Annotated in this window: 22 protein-coding genes; 15 read left to right on the top strand and 7 right to left on the bottom strand. The window is 65.6% G+C overall.

The features are described 5' to 3' along the window. The first annotated feature begins 76 nt into the window (after window positions 1-76). Window positions 77-1,318, top strand: a complete 1,242-nt coding sequence (locus D3877_RS26705; protein WP_119833837.1) for an O-antigen ligase family protein — start codon at window positions 77-79, stop codon at window positions 1,316-1,318. Further along, window positions 1,315-2,265: a glycosyltransferase family 9 protein gene (locus D3877_RS26700; RefSeq protein ID WP_119833836.1), complete on the top strand. Its 951-nt coding sequence runs from the start codon at window positions 1,315-1,317 to the stop codon at window positions 2,263-2,265. Before D3877_RS26705 ends, D3877_RS26700 begins: the two co-directional genes overlap by 4 nt. Before the next feature lie 24 nt (window positions 2,266-2,289). Here D3877_RS26700 and D3877_RS26695 read toward each other — a convergent pair whose 3' ends face one another. Beyond that, window positions 2,290-3,891 carry a phospholipid carrier-dependent glycosyltransferase gene (locus D3877_RS26695; protein ID WP_238475111.1) on the bottom strand — a complete coding sequence of 534 codons (1,602 nt, stop codon included), beginning with the start codon at window positions 3,889-3,891 and terminating at the stop codon, window positions 2,290-2,292. 233 nt (window positions 3,892-4,124) lie between these two features. Between D3877_RS26695 and ilvD the strand changes: the two genes are divergently transcribed. Together ilvD and D3877_RS26685 are read left to right on the top strand one after the other, a co-directional pair. Next, the gene (gene ilvD, locus D3877_RS26690; protein ID WP_119833834.1) at window positions 4,125-5,990 is read left to right on the top strand and encodes a dihydroxy-acid dehydratase; all 1,866 of its coding nucleotides are present in this window, start codon (window positions 4,125-4,127) and stop codon (window positions 5,988-5,990) included. Between the two features lie 204 nt (window positions 5,991-6,194). Further along, entirely contained in the window at window positions 6,195-9,353 is a 3,159-nt protein-coding gene (locus tag D3877_RS26685) for an ATP-binding protein (RefSeq protein WP_119833833.1), read from the top strand. Between the two features lie 34 nt (window positions 9,354-9,387). Here the strand turns inward: D3877_RS26685 and D3877_RS26680 are convergent, their stop codons facing one another. Beyond that, complete coding sequence (locus D3877_RS26680; RefSeq protein WP_119833832.1) at window positions 9,388-9,687, bottom strand: ribbon-helix-helix domain-containing protein; 300 nt, start codon at window positions 9,685-9,687, stop codon at window positions 9,388-9,390. 191 nt (window positions 9,688-9,878) lie between these two features. Here D3877_RS26680 and D3877_RS26675 point away from each other — a divergent pair, with 191 nt between their 5' ends. The 5 genes from D3877_RS26675 (at window position 9,879) to D3877_RS26655 (ending at window position 13,509) form a co-directional block, all read left to right on the top strand. Then, complete coding sequence (locus D3877_RS26675; protein WP_238475110.1) at window positions 9,879-10,070, top strand: hypothetical protein; 192 nt, start codon at window positions 9,879-9,881, stop codon at window positions 10,068-10,070. 251 nt (window positions 10,071-10,321) lie between these two features. Continuing rightward, the gene (locus D3877_RS26670) at window positions 10,322-11,464 is read left to right on the top strand and encodes a YcaO-like family protein (RefSeq protein ID WP_238475138.1); all 1,143 of its coding nucleotides are present in this window, start codon (window positions 10,322-10,324) and stop codon (window positions 11,462-11,464) included. Next, on the top strand, window positions 11,461-12,204 hold the full coding sequence (locus D3877_RS26665; protein WP_119833829.1) for a TfuA-like protein: 744 nt from the start codon (window positions 11,461-11,463) through the stop codon (window positions 12,202-12,204). The genes D3877_RS26670 and D3877_RS26665 overlap by 4 nt, the downstream gene beginning before the upstream one ends. 104 nt (window positions 12,205-12,308) lie before the next feature. Then, on the top strand, window positions 12,309-13,019 hold the full coding sequence (locus tag D3877_RS26660; protein WP_119833828.1) for a Crp/Fnr family transcriptional regulator: 711 nt from the start codon (window positions 12,309-12,311) through the stop codon (window positions 13,017-13,019). Between the two features lie 163 nt (window positions 13,020-13,182). Then, window positions 13,183-13,509: a ribbon-helix-helix domain-containing protein gene (locus D3877_RS26655; RefSeq protein WP_238475109.1), complete on the top strand. Its 327-nt coding sequence runs from the start codon at window positions 13,183-13,185 to the stop codon at window positions 13,507-13,509. A 69-nt stretch (window positions 13,510-13,578) separates the two neighbouring features. Here the strand turns inward: D3877_RS26655 and D3877_RS26650 are convergent, their stop codons facing one another. Further along, window positions 13,579-13,971, bottom strand: coding sequence for a MarR family winged helix-turn-helix transcriptional regulator (locus D3877_RS26650; protein ID WP_238475108.1), 393 nt, complete (start codon window positions 13,969-13,971; stop codon window positions 13,579-13,581). A 403-nt stretch (window positions 13,972-14,374) separates the two neighbouring features. Here D3877_RS26650 and rimO point away from each other — a divergent pair, with 403 nt between their 5' ends. From rimO to D3877_RS26630, 4 genes are all read left to right on the top strand, one after another. Next, window positions 14,375-15,715 carry a 30S ribosomal protein S12 methylthiotransferase RimO gene (gene rimO, locus D3877_RS26645; RefSeq protein ID WP_119833826.1) on the top strand — a complete coding sequence of 447 codons (1,341 nt, stop codon included), beginning with the start codon at window positions 14,375-14,377 and terminating at the stop codon, window positions 15,713-15,715. Between the two features lie 26 nt (window positions 15,716-15,741). After that, window positions 15,742-16,077 (top strand): HNH endonuclease, encoded by a 336-nt coding sequence (locus D3877_RS26640; protein WP_119833825.1) that lies wholly within the window; start codon window positions 15,742-15,744, stop codon window positions 16,075-16,077. Window positions 16,078-16,194: 117 nt separating this feature from the next. Further along, window positions 16,195-17,394, top strand: coding sequence for an NAD(P)/FAD-dependent oxidoreductase (locus D3877_RS26635; RefSeq protein ID WP_238475107.1), 1,200 nt, complete (start codon window positions 16,195-16,197; stop codon window positions 17,392-17,394). A gap of 68 nt (window positions 17,395-17,462) precedes the next feature. Further along, a complete protein-coding gene (locus tag D3877_RS26630; protein WP_119833824.1) occupies window positions 17,463-17,714 on the top strand; it encodes a hypothetical protein in 252 nt (83 codons plus the stop codon). A 7-nt stretch (window positions 17,715-17,721) separates the two neighbouring features. Here the strand turns inward: D3877_RS26630 and cueR are convergent, their stop codons facing one another. Continuing rightward, the gene (gene cueR, locus D3877_RS26625) at window positions 17,722-18,111 is read right to left on the bottom strand and encodes a Cu(I)-responsive transcriptional regulator (protein WP_199721004.1); all 390 of its coding nucleotides are present in this window, start codon (window positions 18,109-18,111) and stop codon (window positions 17,722-17,724) included. A gap of 26 nt (window positions 18,112-18,137) precedes the next feature. Continuing rightward, window positions 18,138-20,582 (bottom strand): heavy metal translocating P-type ATPase, encoded by a 2,445-nt coding sequence (locus tag D3877_RS26620; RefSeq protein WP_119833822.1) that lies wholly within the window; start codon window positions 20,580-20,582, stop codon window positions 18,138-18,140. Window positions 20,583-20,757: 175 nt separating this feature from the next. Here D3877_RS26620 and D3877_RS26615 point away from each other — a divergent pair, with 175 nt between their 5' ends. Beyond that, window positions 20,758-21,396 (top strand): trimeric intracellular cation channel family protein, encoded by a 639-nt coding sequence (locus D3877_RS26615; RefSeq protein WP_119834050.1) that lies wholly within the window; start codon window positions 20,758-20,760, stop codon window positions 21,394-21,396. A 57-nt stretch (window positions 21,397-21,453) separates the two neighbouring features. Here D3877_RS26615 and D3877_RS26610 read toward each other — a convergent pair whose 3' ends face one another. Next, window positions 21,454-22,716: an ABC transporter substrate-binding protein gene (locus D3877_RS26610; protein ID WP_119833821.1), complete on the bottom strand. Its 1,263-nt coding sequence runs from the start codon at window positions 22,714-22,716 to the stop codon at window positions 21,454-21,456. 111 nt (window positions 22,717-22,827) lie between these two features. On the opposite strand from D3877_RS26610, the gene D3877_RS26605 reads away from it, so the two are divergent. Further along, entirely contained in the window at window positions 22,828-24,267 is a 1,440-nt protein-coding gene (locus tag D3877_RS26605; protein ID WP_119833820.1) for a tetratricopeptide repeat protein, read from the top strand. On the opposite strand, the gene D3877_RS26600 is transcribed toward D3877_RS26605, so the two are convergent. Further along, window positions 24,264-26,351 (bottom strand): methyl-accepting chemotaxis protein, encoded by a 2,088-nt coding sequence (locus D3877_RS26600; RefSeq protein ID WP_119833819.1) that lies wholly within the window; start codon window positions 26,349-26,351, stop codon window positions 24,264-24,266. The two genes, D3877_RS26605 and D3877_RS26600, sit on opposite strands and share 4 nt — an antisense overlap. Window positions 26,352-26,364: the final 13 nt, after the last annotated feature.

Genomic DNA, 26,364 nt, shown 5'->3' with positions numbered 1-26,364 from the left:
CCGGCGCCGGTTGCTTTATCGGCGGGAGTTCTGTTAAGTCGCGACCACTCCACAGCAACTCGCCGTTCGTGCATCCATGGCCCTTCTTTCGTCGCGTCACGCTTCCTCCGATGGCTTGCCCGAGCGTCTGCTGATCGCCGCCGCCGGGTTTTCGGCGGTCGCGCTCGGCCCTCTGGCGGCGTTGGCGCCGCGCGGGTTGCCGCTGTGGGCGATTTTGACCATTTTGATCGCTTTCGCCGGGCTTTTGCGCCGCCAGGCGCTGGGGCGGTTGATGCGGGCGCTGGTTCCCACGATTTTGGTCGGACTTTTTCTGCTGTTGGCCCTGCTGTCCTGTCTGTGGAGTCCGTCCGGGCGGGCGGTCGCCACCGTCGCCGAAATTGGCTACATCGCTCTTGCCGCCCTGATCGGCGGCGCTTGGGTGTCGCAACTGCCCGGTGTTGAAGCGCGGCGGCTGGCAGGTCTGTTCCTGGGCGGTCTGCTGGCCGGGGTCGCCCTGTTCGGGGTTGAAGCGCTGTTGAACTTCCCGGTCCATCGCTGGTGGAACGCCATACCCGCCGAAGAGATCGACCAGATCCTCTACAGCAACGTTCCCAAACGCAGTTCGGCGCTGTTGTGCCTGTTGGTGTGGCCCGCCGCGCTCGCCATCGACCGGATCGGGCGGCGTGGGCTGGCCTTGGCCCTGCCGGTGGTCTATGCCCTGCTCTGCCTGCCTTTGACCAGCCGGTCGGCGATGCTGGGCATCGCCATTGGTCTTGTCGCTTATGTTTTGGCACTCTGGTCACGCGCGGCGGCCCGCCGCCTGCTGGGCGCGGTGGTGTCGGTGGCCTTTGTCGCCGTTCTGCCGCTGGTCCTGCTGCTCGACCGTGTCCTAGATTTGACGCGCGCGCCTTGGTTGTTCACCTCGGCCCAGCACCGGGTCGAAATTTGGGGCATGGCCGCCGACCGGGCGCTTGAAACGCCCCTTCTGGGGCAGGGAATCGACGCGTCGCGGGCGCTGGCCCCGCATGGCGAGGTGTCGCGATTCTCACCGATCACCGACAGCCTGCTGCCGCTGCACCCGCACAACGCCTTCCTGCAAATATGGCTGGAGTTGGGGGTGGTGGGGGCGGTCCTGGCGCTGGCGACCACGCTGCTGCTGCTGAACGGCGTCAAGCATCTGGAGCAGCGGGATCAACCCTTCGCGCTCGCCCTGTTCGCCACGGGGCTGGCGATGATAAGCACCGCTTATGGGGTGTGGCAACCCTGGTGGATGGCGGGTTTCCTCGCGGCGGGGCTGATGCTGCGGTTGGCCGCCCGCGTTCCGGCGGATGACCGATGAGCGGCCTCGACCACCTCCGCGATCCGGCCCGCCAACAGCGGATTTTGATCGTCAAGCTGGGCGCCTTCGGTGATTTTTTCCTGGCCCAAACCAGCTTCGCCGCCATCCGCCGCCATCATGCGGGCGACCGGCTGAGCCTGTTGACCATCCCGTCCCTGGCCCCGCTGGCCCGGATGAGCGGCCTGTTCGACGAGGTGCTGGAAGACCCGCGTGAGCGTTCCCTGTCCGCTTATCTCGCCGTGCGCCGGATTCTGCGCGCTGGACGGTTTGACCGCGTTTATGATTTGCAGGCGCAAACCCGCACCGATCTGTATTTCCGCCTGTTTTTCCCCGGCCCCTGGCCGGAATGGTCAGGCACGGCCTCGGGCGCGTCCCACCCGGACCGCTATGACGGGCGACGCAAGGTTCCGGTTCTGCAACGCTACACCCGACAACTGGCCCCCTTTGGCATCGCCCCGGATCCCGTGCCGGATCTGAGCTGGCTGGACGCCGACATCGACCGTTTTGGCATCCCCGCCCCCTTCGCCCTGTTGGTCCCCGGTTCCTCGCCCGGACGCCCGGACAAGCGTTGGCCGATGCGGCGCTACGCGGAAGTGGCGGTGGCGCTGGTTCAGCGTGGGGTGACGCCCGTCGTCATCGGCACCGCGATAGAGGCGGAGATCGCCCGCTCCATCGCCGAACTCTGCCCGCAAACCATTGATCTGACCGCCAAAACCAGCGTGCCGGAATTGGGCGGGTTGGCGCGGCGGGCCTGGGCGGCGGTTGGCAACGACACCGGCCCCACCCATCTGATCGCCGCCGTCGGTTGCCCGACGGTCGCCGTTTTCTCCGACGCGTCGAACCCGATCCACAGCTCCGGCCCACGCGTGGTCGTGCATCACCGCCCGGAATTCGACGCCATGGACAGCGCCGGGGTGCTGGAGGCCATCGAGCGCGCCCGCGCTTGACGCCAGACCCGTGTCCTCTTCGCCTCAGCGGCAGAACGGGAAGGGTTCCACGCGCGGCATGTAGGTCGGGATCCAGTCGCAATGGCTGGCCGGATTCGGCAAACGACGCGTTTCGATGATCGGCCAAGCGTGGGCGGCAACCACCACCAGAGCGACTCCACCGACGATCCAACGGCGGGACCTGGCGCTCTCCAACAGCTCCGGCAGCCGCGCAAGCACCCAAGCCGCCGACAAAACCACCAGGGGATCCGTGTAAGCGGCGTAGGCCCGTTGAAAGCCACGCAGGGAAAACAGCGACTCCAGCCCCCAGGCGACCAGAATCAGGAACAACGCCTGAAGCGCCGCCAACCGTTCTCCCCGCCGCCACAGAACCAGCGCGCCGCCCAGAGCGAACCATTCGACGATGACGGTCTGCGGGATGTTGTCGGGGTGCAGGATGATGGTGCGGATCGCCAGAGTCCGCCCGATTCCGTTCATCAGCAGGGTCAACAGTCCCTCGCCCACCACCTGCCCTTGCCCCTGCAAGGCGCTGGCGTGCCGCCAGGAGGTGAAGACGAACATGTGCTCAATGAAATTTGCCACGGCGATGACGTTTTGCGCGTTGTAGCGGATCTCCAGCGCCAGCAGCCCAAGCGCGGCCCCCAACGCCACCGCCGCCAGTGCCGCTAGACTGTGAACCAACGGCGCGCGCCAGACCCAGCCATACACCAACACGCCCAACACGCCCCATCCGACGACCACGCCCTGGTAACGCCCCGACAGCCCACCGCCGACCGAGGTGTAGGGATAGACCGCCTGCCCCCACGACGCGATCCCCTCGGCCATCAAGCCGACCGCCGGAACCAGCGCTGCCGTCGCCAGCGCCGCCAGCAACACCGTCCGTCCCCAAGACCCTGCCTCCCCAGCGAAACGCTGACCAAACAGCAGGGCGGCAATGGGGATGCCCAAGGCCAAAAACACCGCCTGCACCTTGGTCGCCATCGCCAAGGCGACCAGCAGCCCGGCCCCGCCCAGCAACAGCAGGGAGCGGCCCGTCCGTCCCGGCGGCTGCCGCACCGCGACCAGAACCATCAGCAAAGCGGTGACGACGAAGCCCGCTGACAGCAAATCCGTGCGCATCTGCCGACCCTGCGCCGTCAAACCGACGCCAAACGCCAACAGCACACCCGCCAACAGCGCCACCCGGCGATCCCCGACCAGTTCGCGGACCAGCGTCGCGTAGGTCACGGCGAACAGCGCGGTGAGAAGGATGGACAGCGCCCGCCCAGCCTCGACCAACCCCTGCCACGCCGCCGCGTTGGCCGCCGCGTCGCTGGCCAGCGGCAGCGCCGACAAGCGGGCGACCGGCAGCAGCCCCAGCGCGTGCAGCAGCCGATACCAGCCGTCGATCACCAAAAAATACCCGTAACCGGGATGGTCGAAATACTCCTGCGGCAAGCCGTCGGCGAACAAAAGGCCATGATAGGCCAGCACCAGATCCTGATCGGCGTGAACCCAATAGGGCAGGCGGAATCCCACCAGCAGAACCGACAGCGCCATCACAGCCGCAAGACCCAGGCACAGCGCCCACCAGGGCGCCCGCGACAGGCGGTCAAGGGCGGAGGAGCGGGAAAGCGTCTGGATCATGGCGAGGATCATTCCGAAGGAAGCGGCGCTGCGGGTTGTGCCACGAGTCCACCCCGGTTGGAAGATTGGCCCTGAGCGACTCCGCGCCCCACCGCCGCCCGTCCCACGCATGGCAGGGCTTCGCCCCCCGTCGCGGCTCTGGAAACGCCGACAGGAGATTGCTAAGGTGCCCACCTGTTTCTTCCCATTCCTTTCGCGAAACCGCTCGCGCGCGATCAGTCGAGGACAAGTCCATGCCGCATTACCGTTCACGCACCTCCACCCATGGCCGCAACATGGCGGGCGCACGCGGTCTGTGGCGGGCGACCGGCATGAAGGACGGCGATTTCGGCAAGCCGATCATCGCCATCGCCAACTCCTTCACCCAATTCGTTCCGGGCCATGTCCATCTGAAGGATCTGGGCCAACTCGTCGCCCGTGAAATCGAAAGGGCGGGCGGCGTCGCCAAGGAATTCAACACCATCGCGGTCGATGACGGCATCGCCATGGGCCATGGCGGCATGCTCTACAGCCTGCCCTCGCGCGAATTGATCGCCGACGCCGTCGAATACATGGCCAACGCCCATTGCGCCGACGCGCTGGTCTGCATCTCCAACTGCGACAAGATCACACCCGGCATGCTGATGGCCGCCATGCGGCTGAACATCCCGGCGATCTTCGTCTCGGGCGGCCCGATGGAGGCCGGCAAGGTCAAGTGGCGCGGCAAGATGAAGTCGGTCGATCTGATCGACGCGATGGTCGCCGCCGCCGATCCCACCGTGACCGACGAGGAAGCGGCTGACATGGAGCGCGGCTCCTGCCCGACCTGCGGTTCCTGCTCCGGCATGTTCACCGCCAACTCGATGAACTGTTTGACCGAAGCGCTGGGCCTGTCGCTGCCCGGCAACGGCACCATCCTGGCCACCCACGCCGACCGCAAGGAACTGTTCCTCAAGGCCGGACGCGTCGCCGTCGATCTCTGCCGCCGCTGGTATCAGGATGAGGACGCCTCCGCCCTGCCGCGCAGCATCGCCAGCAAGGCGGCCTTTGAAAACGCGATGACGCTGGACATCGCCATGGGCGGCTCGACCAACACCGTTCTGCACATCCTGGCCGCCGCGCAGGAAGGCGAGATTGATTTCACCATGGCCGACATTGATCGGCTGTCGCGTCGCGTTCCCAACGTCTGCAAGGTGGCCCCCGCCATCTCCGACGTCCACATCGAGGACGTGCACCGGGCGGGCGGCATCTTCGGCATTCTGGGCGAATTGGACCGCGCCGGTCTGCTGAACCGCGAGTCGCCGACGGTTCACGCCCCCACCCTGGGCGACGCCATCGACCGTTGGGACGTCATCCGCACCGACGATCCGGCGGTCCACACCCTCTACAAGGCCGCCCCCGGCGGCATCCCGACCGTGGTTCCCTTCAGCCAAGAGCGCCGCTGGCCGGAGTTGGACCTCAACCGTGAAACCGGCGTCATCCGCAACGTCGAGACCGCCTTCAGCAAGGACGGCGGTTTGGCCGTTCTCTACGGCAACATTGCGGAAAAGGGCTGCATCGTGAAGACGGCGGGCGTTGACGACTCCAACCTCGTCTTCGCCGGTCCGGCCCGCGTGTTTGAAAGCCAGGACGACGCGGTCGCCGGTATTTTGGGTGACGTGGTGAAGGCGGGCGACGTCGTCATCATCCGCTACGAAGGCCCGCGCGGCGGCCCTGGCATGCAGGAAATGCTGTACCCGACCAGCTATCTGAAGTCGAAGGGGCTGGGCAAGGCCTGCGCGCTTGTCACCGACGGGCGTTTCTCGGGCGGCACTTCGGGCCTGTCGATCGGCCACGCCTCGCCGGAAGCGGCCAGCGGCGGCGCCATTGGTCTGGTGGAAGAGGGCGACCGCGTTGAAATCGACATCCCCAACCGGACCATCCGTCTGGCCATCAGCGACGAGGCGTTGCAGGCCCGCCGCGACGTGATGAACGCAAAGGGTGTGAATGGCTGGAAGCCGGTTGCGCGTGACCGTGTGGTTTCCCCAGCCCTGCGCGCTTACGCCGCACTGACCACAAGCGCCGACCGAGGCGCGGTGCGCGACGTGTCTCAGGTGGAAGGTCTCGCCATCCCCCGTTGAAGTCAGCCGCGCAACCAACGGAAACCAAACAAGAAAGAATGCGTCGGGAGTATTTCCGGCGCATTCTTCTTTTCCTCAATTGCATATCAGGGTATGCAAAATTCTCGCGGCGTGAAAAAGAATCGGCTTCGCCGCGCTGGGATATCCACAAAACGCAAAATACATGCTCTAATATGTCTACGCGAAATCCGCAGGGGGGCGGACATGGCGGTGGCCGAGAGGATCATCGAAGGTATGGGAGGCGCCGCTCCCCACGACGTTGCACGTCCCGCGCGCGGCAAAACGCCTGAGCGCAAAATCCTCACCACGCTGTTCGTCGACATCGTCAGCTCCTCCGCCCTGGTCGCTGGCCGAGACCCGGAAGACGCCGACCAAATTCTGCTGTCAATTCTGAACAGCCTGATCGAGGCGATCCCCCGCTACGACGGCATGGTGTCTCAGCTTTTGGGCGACGGCTTCATGGCGGTGTTCGGCGCCCCGAACGCCCAGGAGGATCACGCCCTGCGCGCCTGCCTGGCCGCGCAGGACATCGTCCGCGCCACGGTGGAAGCCGCTGATCTTCCCGATTTCCAGGTCCGCATCGGCATCAGCTCTGGCGATGTGGTGGCCCATGTTGTCGCCAACGGGGTGTGGGCCGATTATCGGACGGTTGGGGAATGCGTTCACCTTGCGGCCAAACTCCAGCAACGCGCCGAGCCGAACAGCGCCCAATTGAGCCGAGACACGCTGGATCTGATCCCGGTTGGCGTCGCAGCCCGCCCCGTTGGCAGCCTGATTTTGGCCAAAGGCGCCATTCCGATGCCCGCCTTCACTTTGGAGGGCGCCCGCGCGGTTCGCCGCACCGCCACCGATATGCTGCGCTCGACCAACGCCCCCTTTGTCGGGCGAACCGGCGAGATGAAAACCATCCTCTCGCTGGCGGATCGAGCGCGGCTTGGCGCGTCGGCCATCCTGGTGCTGTCCGGTGATGCCGGAATAGGAAAATCCCGCTTGGTGGGAGAGGTGCTCCGCGCTTCACGAATCCGTGATTGGAGAATCGTGCAATGGTCACAAATGCCTATGCGGCGGTTGGGGGATCCCGATGATCTGGAGGCGGTCGCTCTCAGCTTCGCCCTTCAGATCATCGGGTCAACCACAGGCGATGGTCCGAACCAAATTGTTGCGATGGTTGACCGACGAGCCGGTTCTCTCGCCGCCGACGCGGTCCGCAATTTGTTCGGTCAGGAGACAATCAATCCGCTCTGGCATGGCCTTGATCCGGCGCAACGCCTGACCTTGTCCATCGAGGGGCTGGTCGCCGCCGCTCTTGAGTTGTCGTCTGGCGACACACGCGACCAGACGCCGATGCTGGTTCTGGTGGAGGACGCCCATTGGGCCAGCCCCGTGATGGTTCGATTCCTGGATGCGTTGACCACCGCGCTGCTGGGCAGCCAAGCCCATCTGTTGTTGATCGCCACCAGACGCCCCCCGGCGCTGCGGCTGGAATCATCGCCTGAAGGTTGGACCGGCACGCCGACAGCGCGCCGAATCGATCTCAAAACTCTTGATATGGCGCAGGTTGACCAATTCTTAAATCATTGGTTGGGGCCGGACTGGTCGCTGGCCGACCTAAAAACCCAAGTGTCCAAGCGCAGCCAGGGTGTCCCCCTTTACCTTGAGGAGATTCTGCGCACGCTTGAAGCAACCGGAGCGATTACGGGAGGGCCGGGAGCGTATCGGTTGGTCGACCCGGCCGCCGCTCAGAATCTCCCGCGCTCTTTGCACGGCCTTCTGGCCGCCCGCATGGACCTGATGGACCAGGCTCCACGCCGGGTCTTGCTGAACGCCGCCGTGATCGGAACAACATTCGACGTCGCAGTCCTGCACGCGCTGACGACAGCGTCAACCACCGCCCTATCCGATCTTCTCGCCTATCTGGAGCGTGCGGGATTCATCATTCGCACGCGCCTGCTTCCGAATCTGGAATTCACGTTCAATCATGCTCTGATTCAGGAGGTTGCTTACGCCACCCTGACCAGATCCGACAGGAAGGCTCTGCACACCCGCGTTTTCAACGCCTTGCGAAGCCGACGCGTTTATGAATTGCCCAATCGGATTGATCTTCTGGCTCATCACGCCTTCCTCGCTGAAAATTGGGCCGCCGCGTATGTGTGCGGACGAAAAGCCGGAAAAATTGCCGAAGTTCGGTCAAAGCTGGAAGACGCCACCCGCCATTATCGCAACGCGCTGGAAGCCCTGCGCACAATTGGCCCATCCCGAGAAAACACGCCACGCCAGATTGAATTGCTGATCGGATTGCCCCGAACGCTTCTGCCCCGTGGAGGAACCGACGTTCACGACTGTCTCAACCAAGCCCGCGATTTGTCGGAAATCGCCGGTGACACGATACATCTGGCGCAAGCCAGTTCCATGCTCGCATCGTTTCGATGGGCGTATGGGGAGATCGACGAGGGTGTGGAGCTGTGCCAACAGGGTTTGGCGGCGTTGGATCAATCGGATTCCCGTGAGACGCGGGTCCAATTGCTGTTCAAACTGAGTGGCCTCCTGACTGAAAAAGGCTATTTTGAACAGTCGATGGAGACCTTGCGCGTCGGAAGTCTGCTTCTCAACGACGGCCCGCCTTTGGGAAACTGCGGACTTTCGACGTTGGCGGTTGTGCACCCCCCCAGCATTGCCGCTCGCACCCTTGCGGAGTTGGGGCGTAGCGCCGAAGCCATCGCGGCTGGCGTTCACGCTGTCGAGCGCGCAGAGCGATCAGGCCATGCCTTTTCGCAGATCTTCGCTATGACGCATATGGGTTGGTCGCACCTTATTCTTGATGAGATCGACCAGAGCGTCCCATCCCTGGAACGGGCTTTGTCCCTGTCCGATGTTGCCCGCACGCCAATTCTGCGACCACTCATTCTTGCGGGCCTTGGCTACGCTCATGTCTTAAAGAAAAGACATTCAGAAGGCTTTTCCCTTTTCGACGAGAGCTTTGCATCGTTCCGCCGACAGGCCGGGGGGCGGGTTGACGGCAACGGCGAACGCAATCAATTCTACCCGCGTGTTTTTCTGCCCCAGGTTCTTCTCTGGCAGGCGAAGGCGCAATGGGCTGCCGGAGCGACCGCGCAATCAATCCAGACCGCCCAAGAGGCCCTTGGGGTTGCGCTCAGCACCGGCCAGTTGGGGTATGAAGCGCACGCACGTCTGTTCCTTGCCAAGGCAGGCCATTTGGCTTTGGCGCCATACACGGGAGCGCAACGCCGTCTCATGGCGCGACGCGCCGAGGCGCTGGCGGATCGCCTGTCCATGTCCCGTCTTGCCCAGACCTGTCAACATGTGCTCGCCCACATGGAAAGAAGCCTTTCGGCTGAGGCCTAATCGGACCGCTTAGGCCAGGGCCATCGCGTCGCGATCACAGACCTTGCATCCGTTCAGCCTTGCGAAAATAGTCCAAAACGTAATTTCGTATCGCGCTGGGAAGCGAGGCGCCTGTCGAACGTGAGGCGTCCAAATCACCGCACAATTCCCGGATGGATCGCCCCTCGATGGCGGAAATCGCGTCCAACCCATCCCAAACAGCGGTTTCCAAGCGAATGCGGGCGCGTCGATCCGGCAAAGGCAGTGTGCGCGCCGTCATCATCGGCCAAGACATCAGCATGGCAATGTTGGCGCCCTTTGTGGATTCCGCTGTCGCCTTTTCTAGGGTTTGCATTGCGAAAGACTCTCCACATTAGCGTTTGCGATATTTACAGGACAGGACCGAACGCTATCGCCAACAGGAGGTTTCGATCTGTGAAAAATTTCACAGCAAAAACTTCTTCGATATCGAACTATCGGAATGTCCATGCCGCTTGACGTATGGAGCGCCTCCTAAATTCGCCTCTCATTTCGGAGTTTTGTCTCATGAACAACATTTCCAACGCTTCCATGGTCCGTGGCGCTGACGGTCGTCTCTATGCCATCGCCTCTCAAGGAGTTTCCGAAGTCTCGGAAACCCGCAGCCACACCAGCCGCAGCGTTCGCTCTGGCAACCGCGATGGATTTGACACCGCCGACTACGAAGCTGGCCGGATCACGATCACCCCGGGCGTGTAAGCAACGTCTTATTCTCGCCGATCCTGTTGCGCGCCAGGGACGTTTGTCCTTGTAGCCACGGGATCTGGCGAGCCCGCAGCGTTCGATCCGTTCACACACCGTCCCCACCGTCAGGGTGCTCACAGATGCCGTTTGATTTTCTCGATGTTGGCGCAATCGTCGCCGATGCCGTAAAGGCTCACACCGTCGGAACGCATCGCATTGTAGCTCCTGAGCAAACTCTTGCCCGTGTCGCCCCGTTCCTGCCCGTGATGGGCATCACGCGGGTCGCGAACGTCACCGGCCTGGACACGGTGGGCATTCCCGTGGTGATGGTCACGCGGCCAAATTCACGCTCCATCTCCGTGTCGCAAGGCAAAGGCGTCACGCTGGCCGCCGCCAAGGCGTCGGGCGTGATGGAGTCGATTGAGAGCTACCACGCCGAACGCATCACCCTTCCCCTGAAATTCGCCAGTTTTGAGGAGTTGCGCTGGACCCACCCCGTGGTCGATGTGGATCGGCTGCCCCGGCTGTCCACCAGCGCTTACACCCCGCACACCCCGATCCTGTGGATCGAAGGCGCCGATCTGTTGAACGGTGGACGCAAATGGGCGCCGTTCGAGGCGGTCCATTTGAACTTCACCATGCCGGTCGCGCCGGGGCATGGCTGTTTCCTGGCCAGCTCCAACGGTCTGGCGTCGGGCAACCATCTGACCGAGGCGACCAGCCACGCCATCACCGAATTGATCGAGCGGGACGCCACCACCCTCTGGCGCCAGCGCGACGCAGCAACCCAGCAGGCGACCCGCCTTGATCTGGACAGCGTCGATGACCCCGTGTGCCGGTCGTTGATCGAGCGTTTTGAGGCCGCTGGCGTCGAGATCGGCGTGTGGGACATCAGCAGCGACATCGGACTTCCCGCCTTCCTTTGCCGGATCGTCGAGCGCGAGGATTGCCCACAGTATTCCATTCGTCCCGCCAGCGGCATGGGGTGCCACGCCGCCCGCGAAATCGCCCTGTCCCGCGCTCTGACCGAAGCTGCGCAAAGCCGCCTGACCTTCATCGCCGGGGCGCGCGACGACATGCCGCGCGCTGAATATGACCGCCATCTTGATCCGACGCTGCACGCGCGGTGGAAGGCCCGCATCCTGTCCGACGTCGGCCAGCGCCCCTTCACCGATTGCCCAACCCACAGCGCGGCGACCATCGACGCCGACCTCCAGCACCAGTTGGACCGGCTGCGCGCGGTTGGGATCAAAGAGGTGGTGGCCGTTGATCTGACCAAGCCGGAATTTGGCATCCCCGTGGTCCGCGTCATCGCGCCGGGCCTGGAAGGGCTGGATGAATCCCCCGACTATCTGCTGGGTGAACGCGGACAACGCGCGTCGGTCCAGACCATGGAGAAGGCCGCATGAACGACGTCTGTGTGTTTCTTGGCCCGACCCTGCCCCGCGATGAGGCCGAGCGGGAACTGAACGCCCGCTTCCTGCCGCCGGTGACCCAGGGCGACGTGATCCGCCTGTGCGCGGAAAAGCCCAAGGCCATTGGCATCATCGACGGTTTTTTTGAATGCGTCCCCTCGGTCTGGCACAAGGAAATCCTGTTCGCCATCCAGGCGGGGATTCCGGTTTTCGGCGCGTCCAGCATGGGGGCCTTGCGCGCCGCCGAACTGCACTCGTTTGGCATGATCGGCGTCGGCGCGATTTTTGAGGCCTACCGCGACGGACGGCTGGAGGATGATGACGAGGTGGCCGTGGTTCATGGCCCCGCCGAACTCGGCTATCCCGCCTTGTCGGAGGCGATGGTCAACATCCGCCGCACCCTGGCCGACGCCATGGCCGAGCGGGTGCTGTCGCCGAGCACCGGCCTGCGGCTTGAATCCATCGCCAAGGAACTGCCCTATCGGGACCGTGGGTTTGGTCGCGCCCTGCGGCTTGCCGCCGACATCGGCCTGCCCGGCGACGAATTGACCGACTTCAAAACATGGCTGCCAACCGGGCGCTTCGACCAGAAGCGCGACGACGCCCGCCAGATGCTGCGGGTCATGCGCCGCCATCTGGGGCGCGCCGACCCGGCGCCGGAGGCGCGCTTTCATTTCGAGCGCACCAGCTTGTGGGATCGTGCATTGCGCGAAGCGTCCCCCCTCGCGATGTAACGCCGCTTGCTCTACACTGATTGCTCCCGCTCTGGTGAGCGCGCCGTTGTTGTTTGCGTGGCGCGGAGTGAAGCCGGGGCGGGACAAACAGGCGGGAGCGGTGAATGAGCGCGCCAACCGACGTCGCTGCCATTTTACGACGCAACCGTCTGCTCGAAGAGCTGGACGAGACGCAAATGGCCGAGCTTCTGACCCTTGGCTACATCAGCCGTTTCACCTCCGAGCAGACGATTTTTGACAAGGGCGATCCAGGGGATTGCCTGTACGCCGTTCTGAAGGGGCAGATCGCCATTCGGACCTCGTCTGCCGATGGCAAGACCATGCTGTTGAACATTTTGGACAGTGGGGACATTCTGGGTGAAATCGGGCTGCTGGACGGGCGCGAACGGACCGCCAGCGCCGCCGCCCTGGGGCCGACGGAGTTGTATCGGATCGACCGCGCCGACTTCATTCCTTTTCTGGAACGTCATCCCCGTCTGTGCACCCGAATGATGATCGTGCTGTGCGAGCGCTTGCGCTGGGTGTCTGAAAACATTGAAGACGCGATTTTTCACGATGTTCCCCGCCGCCTTGCCCGCAAGCTCCTCTATCTGGCCGACAGCTACGGGCAAAATGGTCCCTCGGGCTTGCGCATCACGCAACCTTTGTCCCAAGAAGCCCTGGCCAGCATGCTGGGTGTCACCCGCGAGATGGTGAACAAAAGCCTCAGCGCCTTGCGCAAGTCCGGCATCGTGACCAACGCCAAAGGCTTCATCGTGATTAATAATCTCCCCCTGCTCAAGGACATGGCCGGAGAAGCCAGTCGCGTGTCTTGACCCATTCGTCACCTGCTTGCAGTTTTGTTCCCCAAACACCCTTCAATCGGGTTATAGTATGAACCGCAAAGAGGCAGCCGGGCGGGTATCAAGAGGACGAATGGTCATGTCGGACAATGGAAAATTGGCGCCGCGCAAGAATCAGACTCAGGGCGTGGCGTCATTGATCGCACGTTCTTTGGTTGTGGCGGGACGCGACGTCCAGGTTCGTCTTGAGCCGTCCTATTGGGAGGGGCTGGATGAAATTTGTCGGCGGGAGGATCTGACCGCTGACGAATTGTGCGCCGACGTCCAGGAACGGATGGAGCAGCAAAACCGCCGTTTGGGCGCGCAAGGCGGCGTTTCCTTGGCCAACGCTCTGCGTGTTTTTGTCGTTGGATATTTCCGACAGGCCGCGACCGAACGTGGGCATGCGCGTGCCGGGCATGGGCAGGGCGATCCCTTCGCCAGCACCCCGTTTGATCGGTCATCCATCAACAGCGACGCTTAAGCCTGAACAAGCGATCACCCCTGCCCAGCAACAGGGACGGAGGTTTTTGGCGTTCGCTCGATTGTGCGATCAGGCGGTTTGCCGCTTCGCCAGCAACCCACGCAGCAACTCCGACAAGGTTTCAGCCAGATGGCATTGGTCGGCGGTCGGCAGATCGGCGATCACCCCGGCAAACTCCTTCAAAGGATCGTGGCGCAACAGCTCTTGCGCCTTGGCCGTGGGATGAAGCTGCATCACGCGGCGGTCTTCGGGCACGGGCACGCGGACCAACAACTCCTTGTTCACCAGCACCTCGACCATTTGCGAGGCGGCGCCACGGGTGGTGGCGTGGAAATCGGCGAAGGCCGACACCGTGCGTTGGGCGCTGGTCGCACCGGCGAAATAGCGCAGCGCCGTCCATTGCGACGGCTTCAGCCCGTGGGTGTAGCCCAGGCTGTCGGCCAGATGGCCGATGTGCATCATCACCTCAGCGATCCCCTGGGGCGAAGCCGACGACGACGCGGCGGACGGCCCGTTCGTGGGAGCCGCCGAACGCAAAGCCGTCCCGTCCGACAAAGCCGCACGGTCGCTTCCGGATCTGCGCAATTCCACCAAAGCCATCGTCTTCACTCTACAAAATGGAGACACTATCCGACGAGGCGAACGCCTAGCCCTTAAGGACCGGATGCCCGCCAATCATCATCGGACTGCACTTTAGTGCGGCTGAAACGAAAACGAAACAACCCTCAAGGCCATCCGGTGGTTGCGAATTGTCGCACCCTCCCCTCGCGTGGAGCGTGCGGAAACACCGCAGTCGGGACCGTCCCCGCCAACATGGATGGCGAATTGACTGGCGTCGCCCAGCGTTCGCCTGTATACGCGCGAGATGACCACATCACCCGCTTCCAAGTCCGCCCCCAAGGTCGGCATCGTCAGCCTCGGCTGCCCGAAGGCGCTCGTCGATTCCGAGCGCATTCTGACCCGTCTCCGCGCCGAAGGGTACGAGATCTCGCCGTCCTACGACGGGGCGGACGTGGTGCTCGTCAACACCTGCGGCTTCCTGGACAGCGCCAAGCAGGAATCGCTCGACGCGATTGGCGAGGCGATCAAGGAAAACGGGCGGGTCATCGTCACCGGCTGCCTGGGCGTCGAACCGGACGTCATCCGCAAGACCCACCCCGGCGTGCTCGCCGTCACCGGCCCCCACCAGTATGAACAGGTGGTCAGCGCCGTTCACGACGCCCTGCCGCCCAAGCACGACCCCTTCACCGATCTGGTGCCGCCGGAAGGGCTGCGGCTGACCCCGCGCCATTACGCCTATCTGAAGATTTCCGAAGGCTGCAACAACCGCTGCACCTTCTGCATCATCCCATCCATTCGCGGCGATCTGGTCAGCCGCCCGATCACGTCGGTGCTGCGCGAGGCGGAAAAGCTGGCGGTCGCCGGGGTGAAGGAACTGCTGGTCATCTCGCAGGACACCAGCGCCTACGGCGTTGACACCAAATACAAGGAAGAGATGTGGTACGACCGTTCGGTCCGCACCCGCTTCCTGGATCTCTGCACCGAGTTGGCCAATCTCGACGTGTGGGTCCGCCTGCACTATGTCTACCCCTACCCCCATGTCGACGAGGTCATTCCGCTGATGGCGGAGGGCAAGATCCTGCCCTATCTCGACATCCCGTTCCAACACGCCTCGCCCAATGTTTTGAAGGCGATGCGCCGCCCGGCGGCCCAGGAAAAGCAACTGGACCGCATCCGCAAATGGCGCGAGGAATGCCCGCATCTGGCCCTGCGCTCCACCTTCATCACCGGCTTCCCCGGCGAGACGGAGGCGGATTTCCAGTTCATGCTGGATTGGCTGCAAGAGGCGCAACTCGACCGCGTCGGCTGCTTCAAGTATGAGGCGGTGGATGGCGCGCCCGCCAACGCCCTGCCGGGCGCCGTCCCGGAAGAGGTCAAGCAAGAGCGTTGGGAACGCTTCATGGAGACCCAAAAGGCGATCAGCGCCGAACGGCTGCAAAAGAAGGTCGGCTGGACTCTCGGCGTGTTGATCGACGAGGTGGACGAGGATGGGGCCATCGGTCGCTCCTACGCCGAGGCGCCGGAGATCGACGGCAACGTCTTCCTGAACGGCGAAACCTCGCTGAAGCCCGGCGATCTGGTGGACGTCACCATCGAGCACGCCGACGAGTATGATCTGTGGGGCAGCGTCGAGCGCGACGTCTGATTTCCCAACGCTGCGGAGCGGTTGCGATGCCCGTCACGCCGGACGACGCCAAACTGATGGACGTCCTGCAAGGCGGGCGTTGCTTTTACTGCGGGGAGTTGGTCGGGGGCAAAGCGACCTTCGATCATCTGATCCCGCAGGCCTATGGCGGCGCCGACATCCCCGCCAACGTGGTTCTGGCGCACCGCCGCTGCAACCAGCGCAAGGGCGACCGCCTGCCCAATCCCGACGAACTCGACCGCTTTTTCGCCGAACGTCGCGCCAGCCGTTTGGGAATCTGGCCGCCCTTGCGGGCCTTGCGCGCCGCTGAAGAGGGGCAAGAATGGATCGCCGTGGCGCGAGCCATATCGCAAGAGAAATAAGTTATAATTCGTTCATTATAACAAAAGCTGTGCGATAATTTTCTCTTATTTTCCAAGGCCATCTTCCGTGCATAATTCCCTCCAAGCAAACCGGGGGACGGCGTTCAATCCGCCCCGATGAAGCCAGCAGGAGGCATGATGAGCGGTCGGTTCGACGTGGTGATCGTCGGTGGTGGCGTGATGGGATGTTCGGTCGCCTATTTCCTGGCCTCCGACCCGGCGTTTGGCGGCAGCATCGCCGTGGTGGAGCGTGATCCGACCTACCGCACCGCCTCCTCGGCGTTGTCGGCCAGCTCGATCCGTCAGCAATTCTCGACCCCGGCGAACATCGCCCTGTCGCAGTTCGGCATCTCCTTTTTGCGGTCGGTCAGCGACCATCTGTCGGTCGATGACGATCCGGTCGATTTGGGCCTGCGCGAGCCGGGCTATCTCTATCTGGCGACGGAGGCCGGGGCCGACATTCTCCGCAAAAACCACGCGATTCAAAAGGCCAGCGCCGTCGACGTCGCCCTGCTGACGCCCGAAGAACTGGCCGCCCGCTTCCCCTGGCTGTCGGTCGATGGGTTGGTCGCCGGGTCGCTCGGCCTGTCGGGCGAGGGCTGGTTTGACGGTTACAGCCTGATGCAGGGCTTCCGCCGCAAGGCCAAGGCGTTGGGCGTCACCTTCATCACCGCCGACGTGGTCGGGATGGATCGGGTCGGCGACCGCGTGAACAGCGTTTTGCTGGACAATGGCGAGCGGCTGGACTGCGGCGTGGTGGTCAACGCCGCCGGGGCCAAGGCCCGCCGGGTGGCCGAATTCGCCGGAATTCCCCTGCCGGTGTCGGCCCGCAAGCGCTGCGTCTTCGTCTTTGATTGCCGGGATCCGCTGCCCGCCTGCCCGTTGGTGATCGACCCGTCGGGCGTCTGGTTCCGGCCGGAAGGCGCGCAATTCATCTGCGGCGCCCCGCCCCCCGCCGACCGCGACCCGGACACCGACGATCTGACTGTAGAGCATGACCTGTTCGACGACACGATGTGGCCCGCGCTGGCCGCCCGCGTTCCGGCCTTTGAGGCGATCAAGGTCACAGCCTCCTGGGCGGGCTTCTACGAATACAACGACGTCGATCAAAACGCCATTCTGGGCGCCCACCCGGACGTCGCCAACCTGTTGTTCTGCAACGGCTTCAGCGGCCATGGCCTGCAACAGGCCCCCGGCGTCGGGCGCGGTCTGGCCGAGTTGATCGTCCATGGCGGCTACCGCAGCCTGGATCTGACGCCTTTCGGCTATCAACGCCTGCTGGACAACCGTCCGCTGCTGGAAACCTGCGTGATCTGAGAGCGGGGGTTGACAGCGGGGCGTTCCGTCCGTGATCTGGGCGCATCGGACCACCAAAGGACGCCCCGTTGGCCCCCGCGATCTTCAAGCGTTACAAGCTGCACTTCACCCGCCCCCTGCCCGGCCTGCGCCCCGGACGCCCGGAACGCGACGCCATGGTGGACCGGGTGAAGCGCTTCGCCAGCGAAAACGGCATGGCGGGGGAGCTGCATTCCATCGCCCCGAACGCCGGGTTCGGCATTCTGGAAATCCGCTGCACCGACCGCCTCGCCCGCCGCCTGTCCGACCTGTCGGAGATTGAAACCGTTCAGGAAAGCTGACGGTCCCTCACGGCCCCGCCAGATCGCGCAGGATTGGGCAATCGGGGCGGTCGTCGCCGTGGCAGGCGTCGGCCAACTCGCGCAGGCTGTCGCGCATCGCCGCCAATTCGGCGATTTTCGCCTCCAACGCGTCGATGTGGGCCTGCGCCACCTGTTTCACCTCGGCGCTGGCGCGGCTGCGGTCGCGCCACAGACCGACCAGCGTTTGGATTTGTTCGATGCCGAAACCCAAGCTGCGCGCGCGTTTGACGAAGCGCAGGACGTTGACCTCCGCCGGGCTGTAGACGCGATAGCCCGACGCCGTGCGCCCGGCCTGCGGGATCAACCCGATGGATTCGTAATAGCGGATCAGCTTGGCGTTGACGCCCGACGCCTTGGCCGCGTCGCCGATGGTCACTCCGCCCGCTCCTCCCGGATTGGTCATCATTCCTCCCCCTTCGGCGGCGCCCAGCCGCGCAGGCTGAGCGCGTTGAGGACGACGCTGACCGAACTCAGCGCCATCGCCCCTCCGGCCAACACCGGGCTGAGATGGCCCGACGCCGCCAGCGGAATCCCAACGACGTTGTAGGCGAAGGCCCAGAACAGCCCTTGACGGATCTTGGCGTAGGTCCGCCGCGACACGTCGATGGCCCCGGCGACCAAACGGGGATCGCCGCGCATCAGCGTCACCCCGGCGCTGTGCATCGCCACGTCGGTTCCGGTCGCCATGGCGACGCCGACATCCGCCGCCGCCAGCGCCGGAGCGTCGTTCACCCCGTCGCCCACCATGGCGACGCATGCGCCTTCCGCCTTCAAGGTGGCGATGACGGCGGCCTTGTCGCCCGGCAGAACTTCGGCAAAGATCCGGGTCACGCCCAGACTCGCCGCCACCGCGCGCGCCGCCCCCCAATTGTCGCCCGTCACCATCACCGGCTCAACGCCCTGCGCCCGCAAGGCTCGGATGGCGGCGGCGGCCCCCGGCTTCACCGTGTCGCCAAAGGCGATCAAGCCCAGCGCGCGCGGCGTCTCCGTGCGTTCCACCAGCCAGGACACCGTGCGCCCGGCCTGTTCCAACGCGGCGGCGCGCTCGACCAACGCCGGATCGCTCCCGCCCCACTCGGCCGCCGCCCGCGCGTTGCCCAACAGCAGGGCGCGCCCGTCCACCGTTCCCGTCACCCCGCGCCCGGCCAGCGCCCGGAAATCCGCCGGAGGCTCCGCCGTCAACCCCAGAGCGGCGGCGCGCTCCCGCACGGCGCGGCCAAGCGGGTGTTCGCTGCCCGCCTGCAAGGCGGCGGCAAGCCGCAACACACTGTTTTCGTCCAGGTCCGCCGTCGCGACCAGATCGGTGACGCGCGGCTTGCCCTCCGTCAGCGTGCCGGTTTTGTCGAAGGCGACGGTGGTGACGGCGTGGGCGCGTTCCAGCGCTTCGGCGTCCTTGATGAGGACGCCATGCCGCGCCGCCGCGCCGGTTCCCACCATGATGGCGGTCGGCGTCGCCAGACCCAGCGCGCAGGGGCAGGCGATCACCAGCACCGACACGGCGGTGACGATGGCGAATTCCGCGTCGCCGGTCGCCAGCCACCATCCGGCCAGCGTCAGCGCCGCGATGACCAGAACCACCGGAACGAACACCGCGCTGACCCGATCGACCAGCCGTTGGATCGGCGCCTTCGACGCCTGCGCCCCTTCGACCAGACGGACGATCTGCGCCAGCATGGTTTCGCCGCCGACCGCCGTGGTGTCGATCACCAGCGCCCCGTCCAGATTGATCGAACCGCCGGTGACGCGCCCGCCGGGTTCCTTGTCCACCGGCAGGCTTTCGCCGGTCAGCATGGAGTCATCGACCGCGCCCGCGCCCTCCGCCACCACGCCATCAACCGGAATCCGCTCGCCGGGGCGAACGACGACCTGATCGCCGACGCGGATCCGTTCCACCGGGACCTCACGCTCGACGCCATTCCGCCGCAACCGGGCGGTGGCCGGGCGCAAATCCATCAGGGCGCGGATCGCCGCCGCCGTCTGGCCTTTCGCCCGCGCCTCCAACCACTTGCCCAGCAGGACAAAGGTGATGAGGACCGCCGACGCCTCGAAATAGAGATGCGGCGTGTGGCCGGGATGGGCCGTGGCCAGCAGATAGAGGCTCAACCCCCACGCCGCCGACGTTCCCAGCGCCACCAGCAGATCCATGTTCCCGGCCCCGGCGCGCAACGCCCCCCAGCCCGCCCGGTAAAAACGCGCGCCCAGCCAGAACTGAACCACGCTGGCCAGCCCCAATTGCGCCCAGCCCGGCAGCATCCCATCAAACCCGGCGAGATCGCCGACCATGCCCAGCGCCAGCGGCGCGGACAGCGCCGCCGCGATCAACACCCGTCGCCCCTCCCGTCGGGCGCGCTCCGCCCGCTCCTCCGCCGCCGCGTCTTCGGTTCCGGCGACCAGGGCGGCGGCGGTGAAGCCCGCCCGCTCGACCGCCTCGGCCAGCCGCGCCGCGTCGGCGCTGGCGCCGAAGACCACGACATGGGCCTGCTCGGTCGCCAGATTGACCGCCGCGCTTTCGACGCCGGGAACCCGGTTCAACGCCTTTTCCACCCGCCCAGCGCAAGACGCGCAGGTCATCCCGCCGATGGACAGGTCGATGTCCCGCCGTTCGGCGTGGAATCCGGCGTTTTCAATGGCCTCGGCGACCGCTTTGGCGTCGGCGGGGCCGGAAAAGCCGACGCGCGCCCGCTCGGTCGCCAGATTGACGGCGACGGCGGTCACGCCGGGCACGCGGCCCAACGCCTTTTCCACCCGCCGGACGCAGGACGCGCAGGTCATGCCCGACACGCCGATGTCGAGATCCTCCCTCGCTTTGGCGTCGGCGCGCGTGGGGTTCGTGATGGCGCTGGTCATGCCGGAGATCCTTCCTGGTCTGGCCTTAATCTGGCCGCGCCCCTGACTATGGTGATTCCAGCGATTGGAAGGTCAAGGGACAAATCGGCGCGGAATGGTCCATCTCCGGTTTCCCTTGGCGGCGGCGCGCCGCTGTGCTGAAACCGTGGGCATTCTGACGACCAGCGGATCCGCCATGCCCACCATCCCGATGCCGAACGACCTGTCCACCCTGTTGATGGTCATGGACCTGATCGGCGTCTTCGTCTTTGGCCTGAGCGGCGGGACGCTGGCGGTGCGCAAGCGGTTGGACATTTTCGGCGTGCTGGTGCTGTCGCTGGCCGCCGCCTTGGCGGGCGGCGTGTTCCGCGATCTGTTGATCGGGGCCGTTCCCCCCGCCAGCCTGCGCGACGAGCGCTATTTGCTCGCCGCGCTGGCCGCCGGATTCGTCGCCTTTTTCTTTCATCGCCCGATCAATCGGCTGGGCAAGCCGGTGATGGTGCTGGACGCCGCCGGGCTGGGGCTGTTCGCCGTGGCGGGCTGCGGCAAGGCGCTGGCCTTTGGCTTGGCCCCCCTGCCCGCCGCGCTTCTGGCTGTGCTGACCGCCTGCGGCGGCGGGGTGATGCGCGATTTGCTGGTGGCCGAGGTGCCGCGCGTGCTGTGCGAGGAAATTTACGCGATGGCGGCCCTGCTGGGTGCGATCATCGTGATCGCCGGTCAGCATCTGGGACTGCCGCCGGTTCCCGTCGCCGTGGCCGGGGCGACGGCGGTGTTCGTCCTGCGCGTCGTCAGCGTCCTGCGCGGCTGGAGCGCGCCCCGCGCGCCAGGAACCTGAGGTATGGGCGACAGGCCCCCCAACAGGGAAGCCCGTCGCCGCAACGTCCGAGCCTGATTACCCGCGCTTGCCCCAACCCGGCGCCGGGAACACCGGGGCGGTTTCCGCCGAGGCTTTCGGCAGGACCACCGTCGGGCGCTGGTTGTGGTTCTGCACGCAAGCCGAGATGAGCTGCGTGTTCTGGCCCTTCTCGTCAAAACTAATCGCCGGGCCGACCATCATCTTGTTGGTCAGGTTGGTGGCGCGCAGCGCCGCCAGCAGGCTGGCCGAATCCGCCGCGCCCGCGCGCTTGAAGGCGTCGGCGGCGATCAAGATCGCTTCAAAGGTGAAGGCGACGTTGAAGGCGTAGCCTTCAAAACGGTCGCTGGGGAACTGCTTCTTGAAGGCCGCCTCGACGATCTTGGTCAGCGGCGCTTTCGGGTCGTACCAGGGCAGGTTGGTGATGGCGAAATCGGCGTATTTGCCGAGCACCTTGTAAAACTGCTCGTCATACAGGCCGGGCGAACCGGGGGAAACGATGCCCTTTGGCTCCCAACGCTGCTTGACCATTTCGCGCACCAGCATGATGGCGTCGTTGGCGCGGGTCGTGACGATGGCCAGTTCGGCGCCGGTCGCCTTGGCCTTGGCCACCTCGACCGCCAGATCCTGCGCCTTGGGATCGTAGGAAATCGAATCGACCAGGGTGAAGGGCATGTCCAGCTTGGGGAACAGCCCGTCCATCGCCTGCCGATTGGCCATGCCGAAGGTGTCGTTGGCGTGCAGGAACACCGCCGATTTCGGCGTGACGCCGGTGGCGGCGAACAGATCCTTCATCAGCGACAACCCGTTCGACACCAGCATGGTGGAGGTCGGGAAGTTGCGGAACACGGTCTTGTAACCCTGTTCGGTCAGGCGGTCGGCGGCGGCGATGTTCATCACCAGCGGCACGCCGCGCTGTTCGCAGACTTGCGCGGCGGCGGCGGTCTGGCCGCTGTCGAACGCCCCGACGATCACCTGCGCCCCATCGTTGATGAGCTTTTCCGTGCGCGAGCGGGCGACGTCCACGTTGGATTCGGTGTCGGCGGACATCACCTCGACCTTGTAACCCATGTCGGCGAGCACGGCTGGGGCGATGTCGGCCCCGCGCTGGCAGGCCTGCCCGGCCTGGGCCAGCAGACCGGAGCGCGGCAGCAGAACGCCGACCTTCAGCGTCGTGTTCTGGGCGAAGGCGGGGGCGCGGCCAAAGCTGGCGAGCGCGCCGCCCGCCAGGGCGGCCTGACCGAGCTGGCGGCGGGTGAGGGCGAGTCCTCCGGCGGAACGGTTCTTATAGTCGTTGGTCATGATTCGGGCGGCGCCTTTGATGGAACAGTTCGATCCTGATGAGCGAAGAGTCCACCCACGCGGCCCGTTGTGTCAAAGTGGAATCTCAACGCTCTGCCCGGAATTTCCCCCATGGCCACCATCGGCGAGGCGCTGGCCGCCGCCCTCGACCATCTGACCGCCGGACGCCACGCCCAGGCGGAGGTGATTTACCGCCGCGTGCTGGACGCCGATCCCGACAACGCCGACGCCCTGCACCGGCTGGGCGTGCTCCACGCTTTTCGCGGCGACCACGCGGCGGCGCGCCCCCTGTTGCTGCGCGCGGTGGAACTGGCCGACCGTGACGGAACGCCGGACGCCGACGCGCTGTTCAACCTCGGTTCCCTGCATCATGTCGCGTTGGAGACGGAGGAGGCCATCGCCTGCTACCGTCGGGCCATCGCGGTTCGCCCCGATTTCCCCGACGCCGAATATCATTTGAGCGAAGCGCTGCAAGGCATCGGGCGAATCGACGAGGCGCTGGCCGCGCTCGACATTTTGCTGACCCGCCACCCGCACCACCCGGCGGGCTGGCGCCAGCGCGGCAACATCGAGGCGATGCTGGGCCGCCCCGGCGCCGCCGTCGGCTTTTACGAGATGGCGCAGTCGCTCGACCCGAACGACGAGTCCCTCGCCGGGAAGATCGCCGGGGAAACCGCCGCCTTTCACGCCCGCCGCGCCATCCTGGACGCGCACGGCCCTGACGGGCGGCATGATCTGCGCGACGTGACCTTTCTCATCCCCTTCCGCGCCGACAGCGCCGACCGCAAACGGAACCTGCGCTGGATCGTCGCCTACATCCTGAAGCACGCCGACACGACCATCCTGATCGGCGAGGACAAGAACGGGCCGAGCGACGCCGCCGACGCGCTGGGGCCGGAGCTGGCGGCGCGCTGCCGTCACCTGCATCTGACCGGCAACGACACGCCCTACACCCACAAGGCCTTTCTCATCAACCGGATGGCGGAGGCGGCGGAGACGCCCATCGTCGCCCTGCACGACACCGACATCGTCGTCGATCCGGTGCAATATGTTCTGGCGCGCGACGCGGTGCGGCGCGGCGACGGGCTGGTCTTTCCCTACAATGGCTGGTTTTTCTGGATCATGGGGCGGGAGGTCCACCGCTTCGGCCACACCCTGTCAGCCGCTCCGCTGAACGCGATGTGCCCGCGCTTTCCCCTGATGCACCGCAGTTCGCCCGGCGGCAGCGCCTTTTTTGACCGGGAGCGGCTGTTCGCGGCGGGCGGCTACAACGAGAATTTCCTGTCCTGGGGCTATGAGGACGACGAGATCGTCGTCCGCTTCCGCCGCCTGGGTTTGACGGTGGAGCGGACGCCCGGCCCGCTCTATCACCTGGAGCACGCCCGTCCTGAAAACTCAACCGACCAAAATCCCTTCATCGACGCCAACCGGGCGGAGCTGGAACGCATCCGCGAACAGGACATCGACGCCCTGCGCGCCGACGTCGCGGGCGACCGCCTGCGCCGCCCGCTGTTGACTGTGGCCGACCTTCCCAAAGACGGGCGCGCTTAACCCCCCGACGCGCGCACCCGATGGACGGCGGCGAAGAAGCCGTCAACCTCAGCGGTCAGCGCCTTGGAGCGGTCGGCGACGCTGGCGGCGGCGGACAGCACTTGGCTGGCCGCGCCGCCGGTTTCCGCCGCCGCGCCGCGAATGCCGCCGACGGTGTCGCTGACCTCGCGCGAGCCTTGGGCCGCCTGCTGAATGTTGCGGGCGATCTCCTCGGTCGCCACCCCCTGCTCCTCGACGGCGGCGGCGATGGTGGAGGCGATGCGGCTGACCTGGGCGATGGTGTCGCCGATGCTTTGCATCGACCCGACCGTCTCCTTCGTCACCCTGCGGATCTCCTCGACCTGGGACACGATGTCCTCCGTCGCCTTGGCGGTCTGGTTGGCGAGGTTCTTGACCTCCTGCGCCACCACGGCGAATCCCTTGCCCGCTTCGCCCGCGCGGGCCGCTTCGATGGTCGCGTTCAGGGCCAGAAGGTTGGTTTGCGCGGCGATGGATTGAATCAGCGTCACCACGTCGCCGATCTGCTGGGCGCCGTGTGCCAGCGCCTCCACCGTCGCGTTGGTGCGCTCGACGTCGGCCACGGCGGCGCTGGCGATGCGCGCCGATTCATCGACCTGCCGCCCGATGTCGCGGATCGACGCCGACAATTGTTCGGTCGTCGCCGCCACGGTCTGGACGTTGCCCGAGGACTGTTCGGCGGTGGCGGCGACGGACACGGCTTGGCCGTTGGTCCGCGCGGCGATGGTGGTCAGGGATTCCGCCGTCGCCTTCAACTGCATGGCGGCGGTGGACATTTCACCCGCCAGACCGCCCGCCTTCGATTCAAAGCCGCGCTGCAAGGCGGCCAGCGCGGTCGCCTGCTCCTGCTGCGCTTTCCATTCGGCTTTTTGCGCCAGATCGAGATCGCGGGCGCGGATCAGGCCCAGCTTGAAGACGTCCACGGCGCGGGCCATGGTTCCCGCCTCGTCCTGGCGGTCCAGGGCGGGAATCGGCGTGTCGAGATCGCCGCCGGCCAGCCGCGCCATCGCCGTCGCCATGCCGGTCAAGGGGCGGGCCAAACCGCCGCCAATGCCCAGCGCGACCAGGGCGCCAATGGCGACGCAGCCCAACCCGACCAGGGCCGACAACAAGGTCAGCCGGTTGGCGTCCTCCATGATGCTGGCGGTCGGCGCCGCGACGACGAAGGACCAGACCGCGCCCGTGCCGCCAAGGCGGATCGGGGAGACGCGCAGATAATGCTCGCGGCCCGCCAATTGGGCGTAACCTTCAAACAGCGTCCCCGCCGCCGCCGCGCGCTGCGCCGCCGGGGGCAGATCGTCGGCGGGCTTGGACAGGAGCGCCGAATCCGGGTGGGCCACATACTGGCCCGAAGCGGACAGCACCGCGACATAGCCGTCGCCATAGGGCTTCACCGACCGCACGATGTCGGTCAAGCCAGCCAAGGACAGATCGACGCCCGCCACGCCAACCACCTTCTGACCGTCCAACACCGGCATGGCGGCGCTGGTCATCAACTGTTTGGTCAGATCGTCAAGATAGGGTTCGGTGACGACTTCCTTTTTCCTGGTCGCCGCCGCCTTGTAATATTCCTTGTCCTGGACCTCGGCGTAACTCACCCCGTCGCTGTCGTCGGCCTTTGGCCCGCTCGGCGACGGCAGCCACAGCAGGCTCATCCGCCCGGTCTTGGGCAGGCCCAGAATCTCCGTGCCGCCGCTTCGCTGGGCGAACTCCTTGTCCTGGCCGTCAAAGCCGTTGTCGGCCATGTCGATCCAAACCCCGGCGTAGAGCGGGTTGGCGGCGGCGATCTGTTGCAGGTAGCGGTTGACCACGGCGCGGCGCGGCCCCGGAAGACCGCGTTCGACCGACGCCAAAGCGGCGATGCCCCGCGCAGCCTCCACCGCCGCGCCAATGTCGGCGGCGACCCGCGCCGCCTGATGCTCGGCGGTTTCGGCGGCCAGCGTGATGGCCGATTCCTGCGCCGACTCGCGCGACAGCCACAGAGACACCCCGGTGATCGTCGTCGCCCCAACGGCCAAAACGGCGACCATGCCGACCACGATCTTGGTCCGCAAACCCAACGTCATCCAACCCGACACA

It is taken from the genome of Azospirillum cavernae, assembly GCF_003590795.1.
Classification (GTDB): Bacteria; Pseudomonadota; Alphaproteobacteria; order Azospirillales; family Azospirillaceae; genus Azospirillum; species Azospirillum cavernae.
Note: the sequence above shows the minus strand (reverse complement) of the source record. Positions and strands in the feature narration are given on the sequence as shown.

What these genes read in the sequence shown, in the direction of transcription:
- D3877_RS26695 (WP_238475111.1), bottom strand. Translation starts at nt 3,891, where the DNA reads ATGATCCAGACGCTTTCCCGCTCCTCCGCCCTTGACCGCCTGTCGCGG.
- D3877_RS26670 (WP_238475138.1), top strand. Translation starts at nt 10,322, where the DNA reads ATGGGCATCACGCGGGTCGCGAACGTCACCGGCCTGGACACGGTGGGC.
- D3877_RS26620 (WP_119833822.1), bottom strand. Translation starts at nt 20,582, where the DNA reads ATGACCAGCGCCATCACGAACCCCACGCGCGCCGACGCCAAAGCGAGG.
- D3877_RS26660 (WP_119833828.1), top strand. Translation starts at nt 12,309, where the DNA reads ATGAGCGCGCCAACCGACGTCGCTGCCATTTTACGACGCAACCGTCTG.
- D3877_RS26680 (WP_119833832.1), bottom strand. Translation starts at nt 9,687, where the DNA reads ATGCAAACCCTAGAAAAGGCGACAGCGGAATCCACAAAGGGCGCCAAC.
- D3877_RS26600 (WP_119833819.1), bottom strand. Translation starts at nt 26,351, where the DNA reads ATGACGTTGGGTTTGCGGACCAAGATCGTGGTCGGCATGGTCGCCGTT.
- D3877_RS26650 (WP_238475108.1), bottom strand. Translation starts at nt 13,971, where the DNA reads ATGATGCACATCGGCCATCTGGCCGACAGCCTGGGCTACACCCACGGG.
- D3877_RS26640 (WP_119833825.1), top strand. Translation starts at nt 15,742, where the DNA reads ATGCCCGTCACGCCGGACGACGCCAAACTGATGGACGTCCTGCAAGGC.
- D3877_RS26635 (WP_238475107.1), top strand. Translation starts at nt 16,195, where the DNA reads ATGAAGCCAGCAGGAGGCATGATGAGCGGTCGGTTCGACGTGGTGATC.
- rimO (WP_119833826.1), top strand. Translation starts at nt 14,375, where the DNA reads ATGACCACATCACCCGCTTCCAAGTCCGCCCCCAAGGTCGGCATCGTC.
- D3877_RS26665 (WP_119833829.1), top strand. Translation starts at nt 11,461, where the DNA reads ATGAACGACGTCTGTGTGTTTCTTGGCCCGACCCTGCCCCGCGATGAG.
- D3877_RS26610 (WP_119833821.1), bottom strand. Translation starts at nt 22,716, where the DNA reads ATGACCAACGACTATAAGAACCGTTCCGCCGGAGGACTCGCCCTCACC.
- D3877_RS26615 (WP_119834050.1), top strand. Translation starts at nt 20,758, where the DNA reads ATGCCCACCATCCCGATGCCGAACGACCTGTCCACCCTGTTGATGGTC.
- D3877_RS26675 (WP_238475110.1), top strand. Translation starts at nt 9,879, where the DNA reads ATGAACAACATTTCCAACGCTTCCATGGTCCGTGGCGCTGACGGTCGT.
- ilvD (WP_119833834.1), top strand. Translation starts at nt 4,125, where the DNA reads ATGCCGCATTACCGTTCACGCACCTCCACCCATGGCCGCAACATGGCG.
- D3877_RS26685 (WP_119833833.1), top strand. Translation starts at nt 6,195, where the DNA reads ATGGCGGTGGCCGAGAGGATCATCGAAGGTATGGGAGGCGCCGCTCCC.
- D3877_RS26705 (WP_119833837.1), top strand. Translation starts at nt 77, where the DNA reads ATGGCCCTTCTTTCGTCGCGTCACGCTTCCTCCGATGGCTTGCCCGAG.
- D3877_RS26605 (WP_119833820.1), top strand. Translation starts at nt 22,828, where the DNA reads ATGGCCACCATCGGCGAGGCGCTGGCCGCCGCCCTCGACCATCTGACC.
- D3877_RS26700 (WP_119833836.1), top strand. Translation starts at nt 1,315, where the DNA reads ATGAGCGGCCTCGACCACCTCCGCGATCCGGCCCGCCAACAGCGGATT.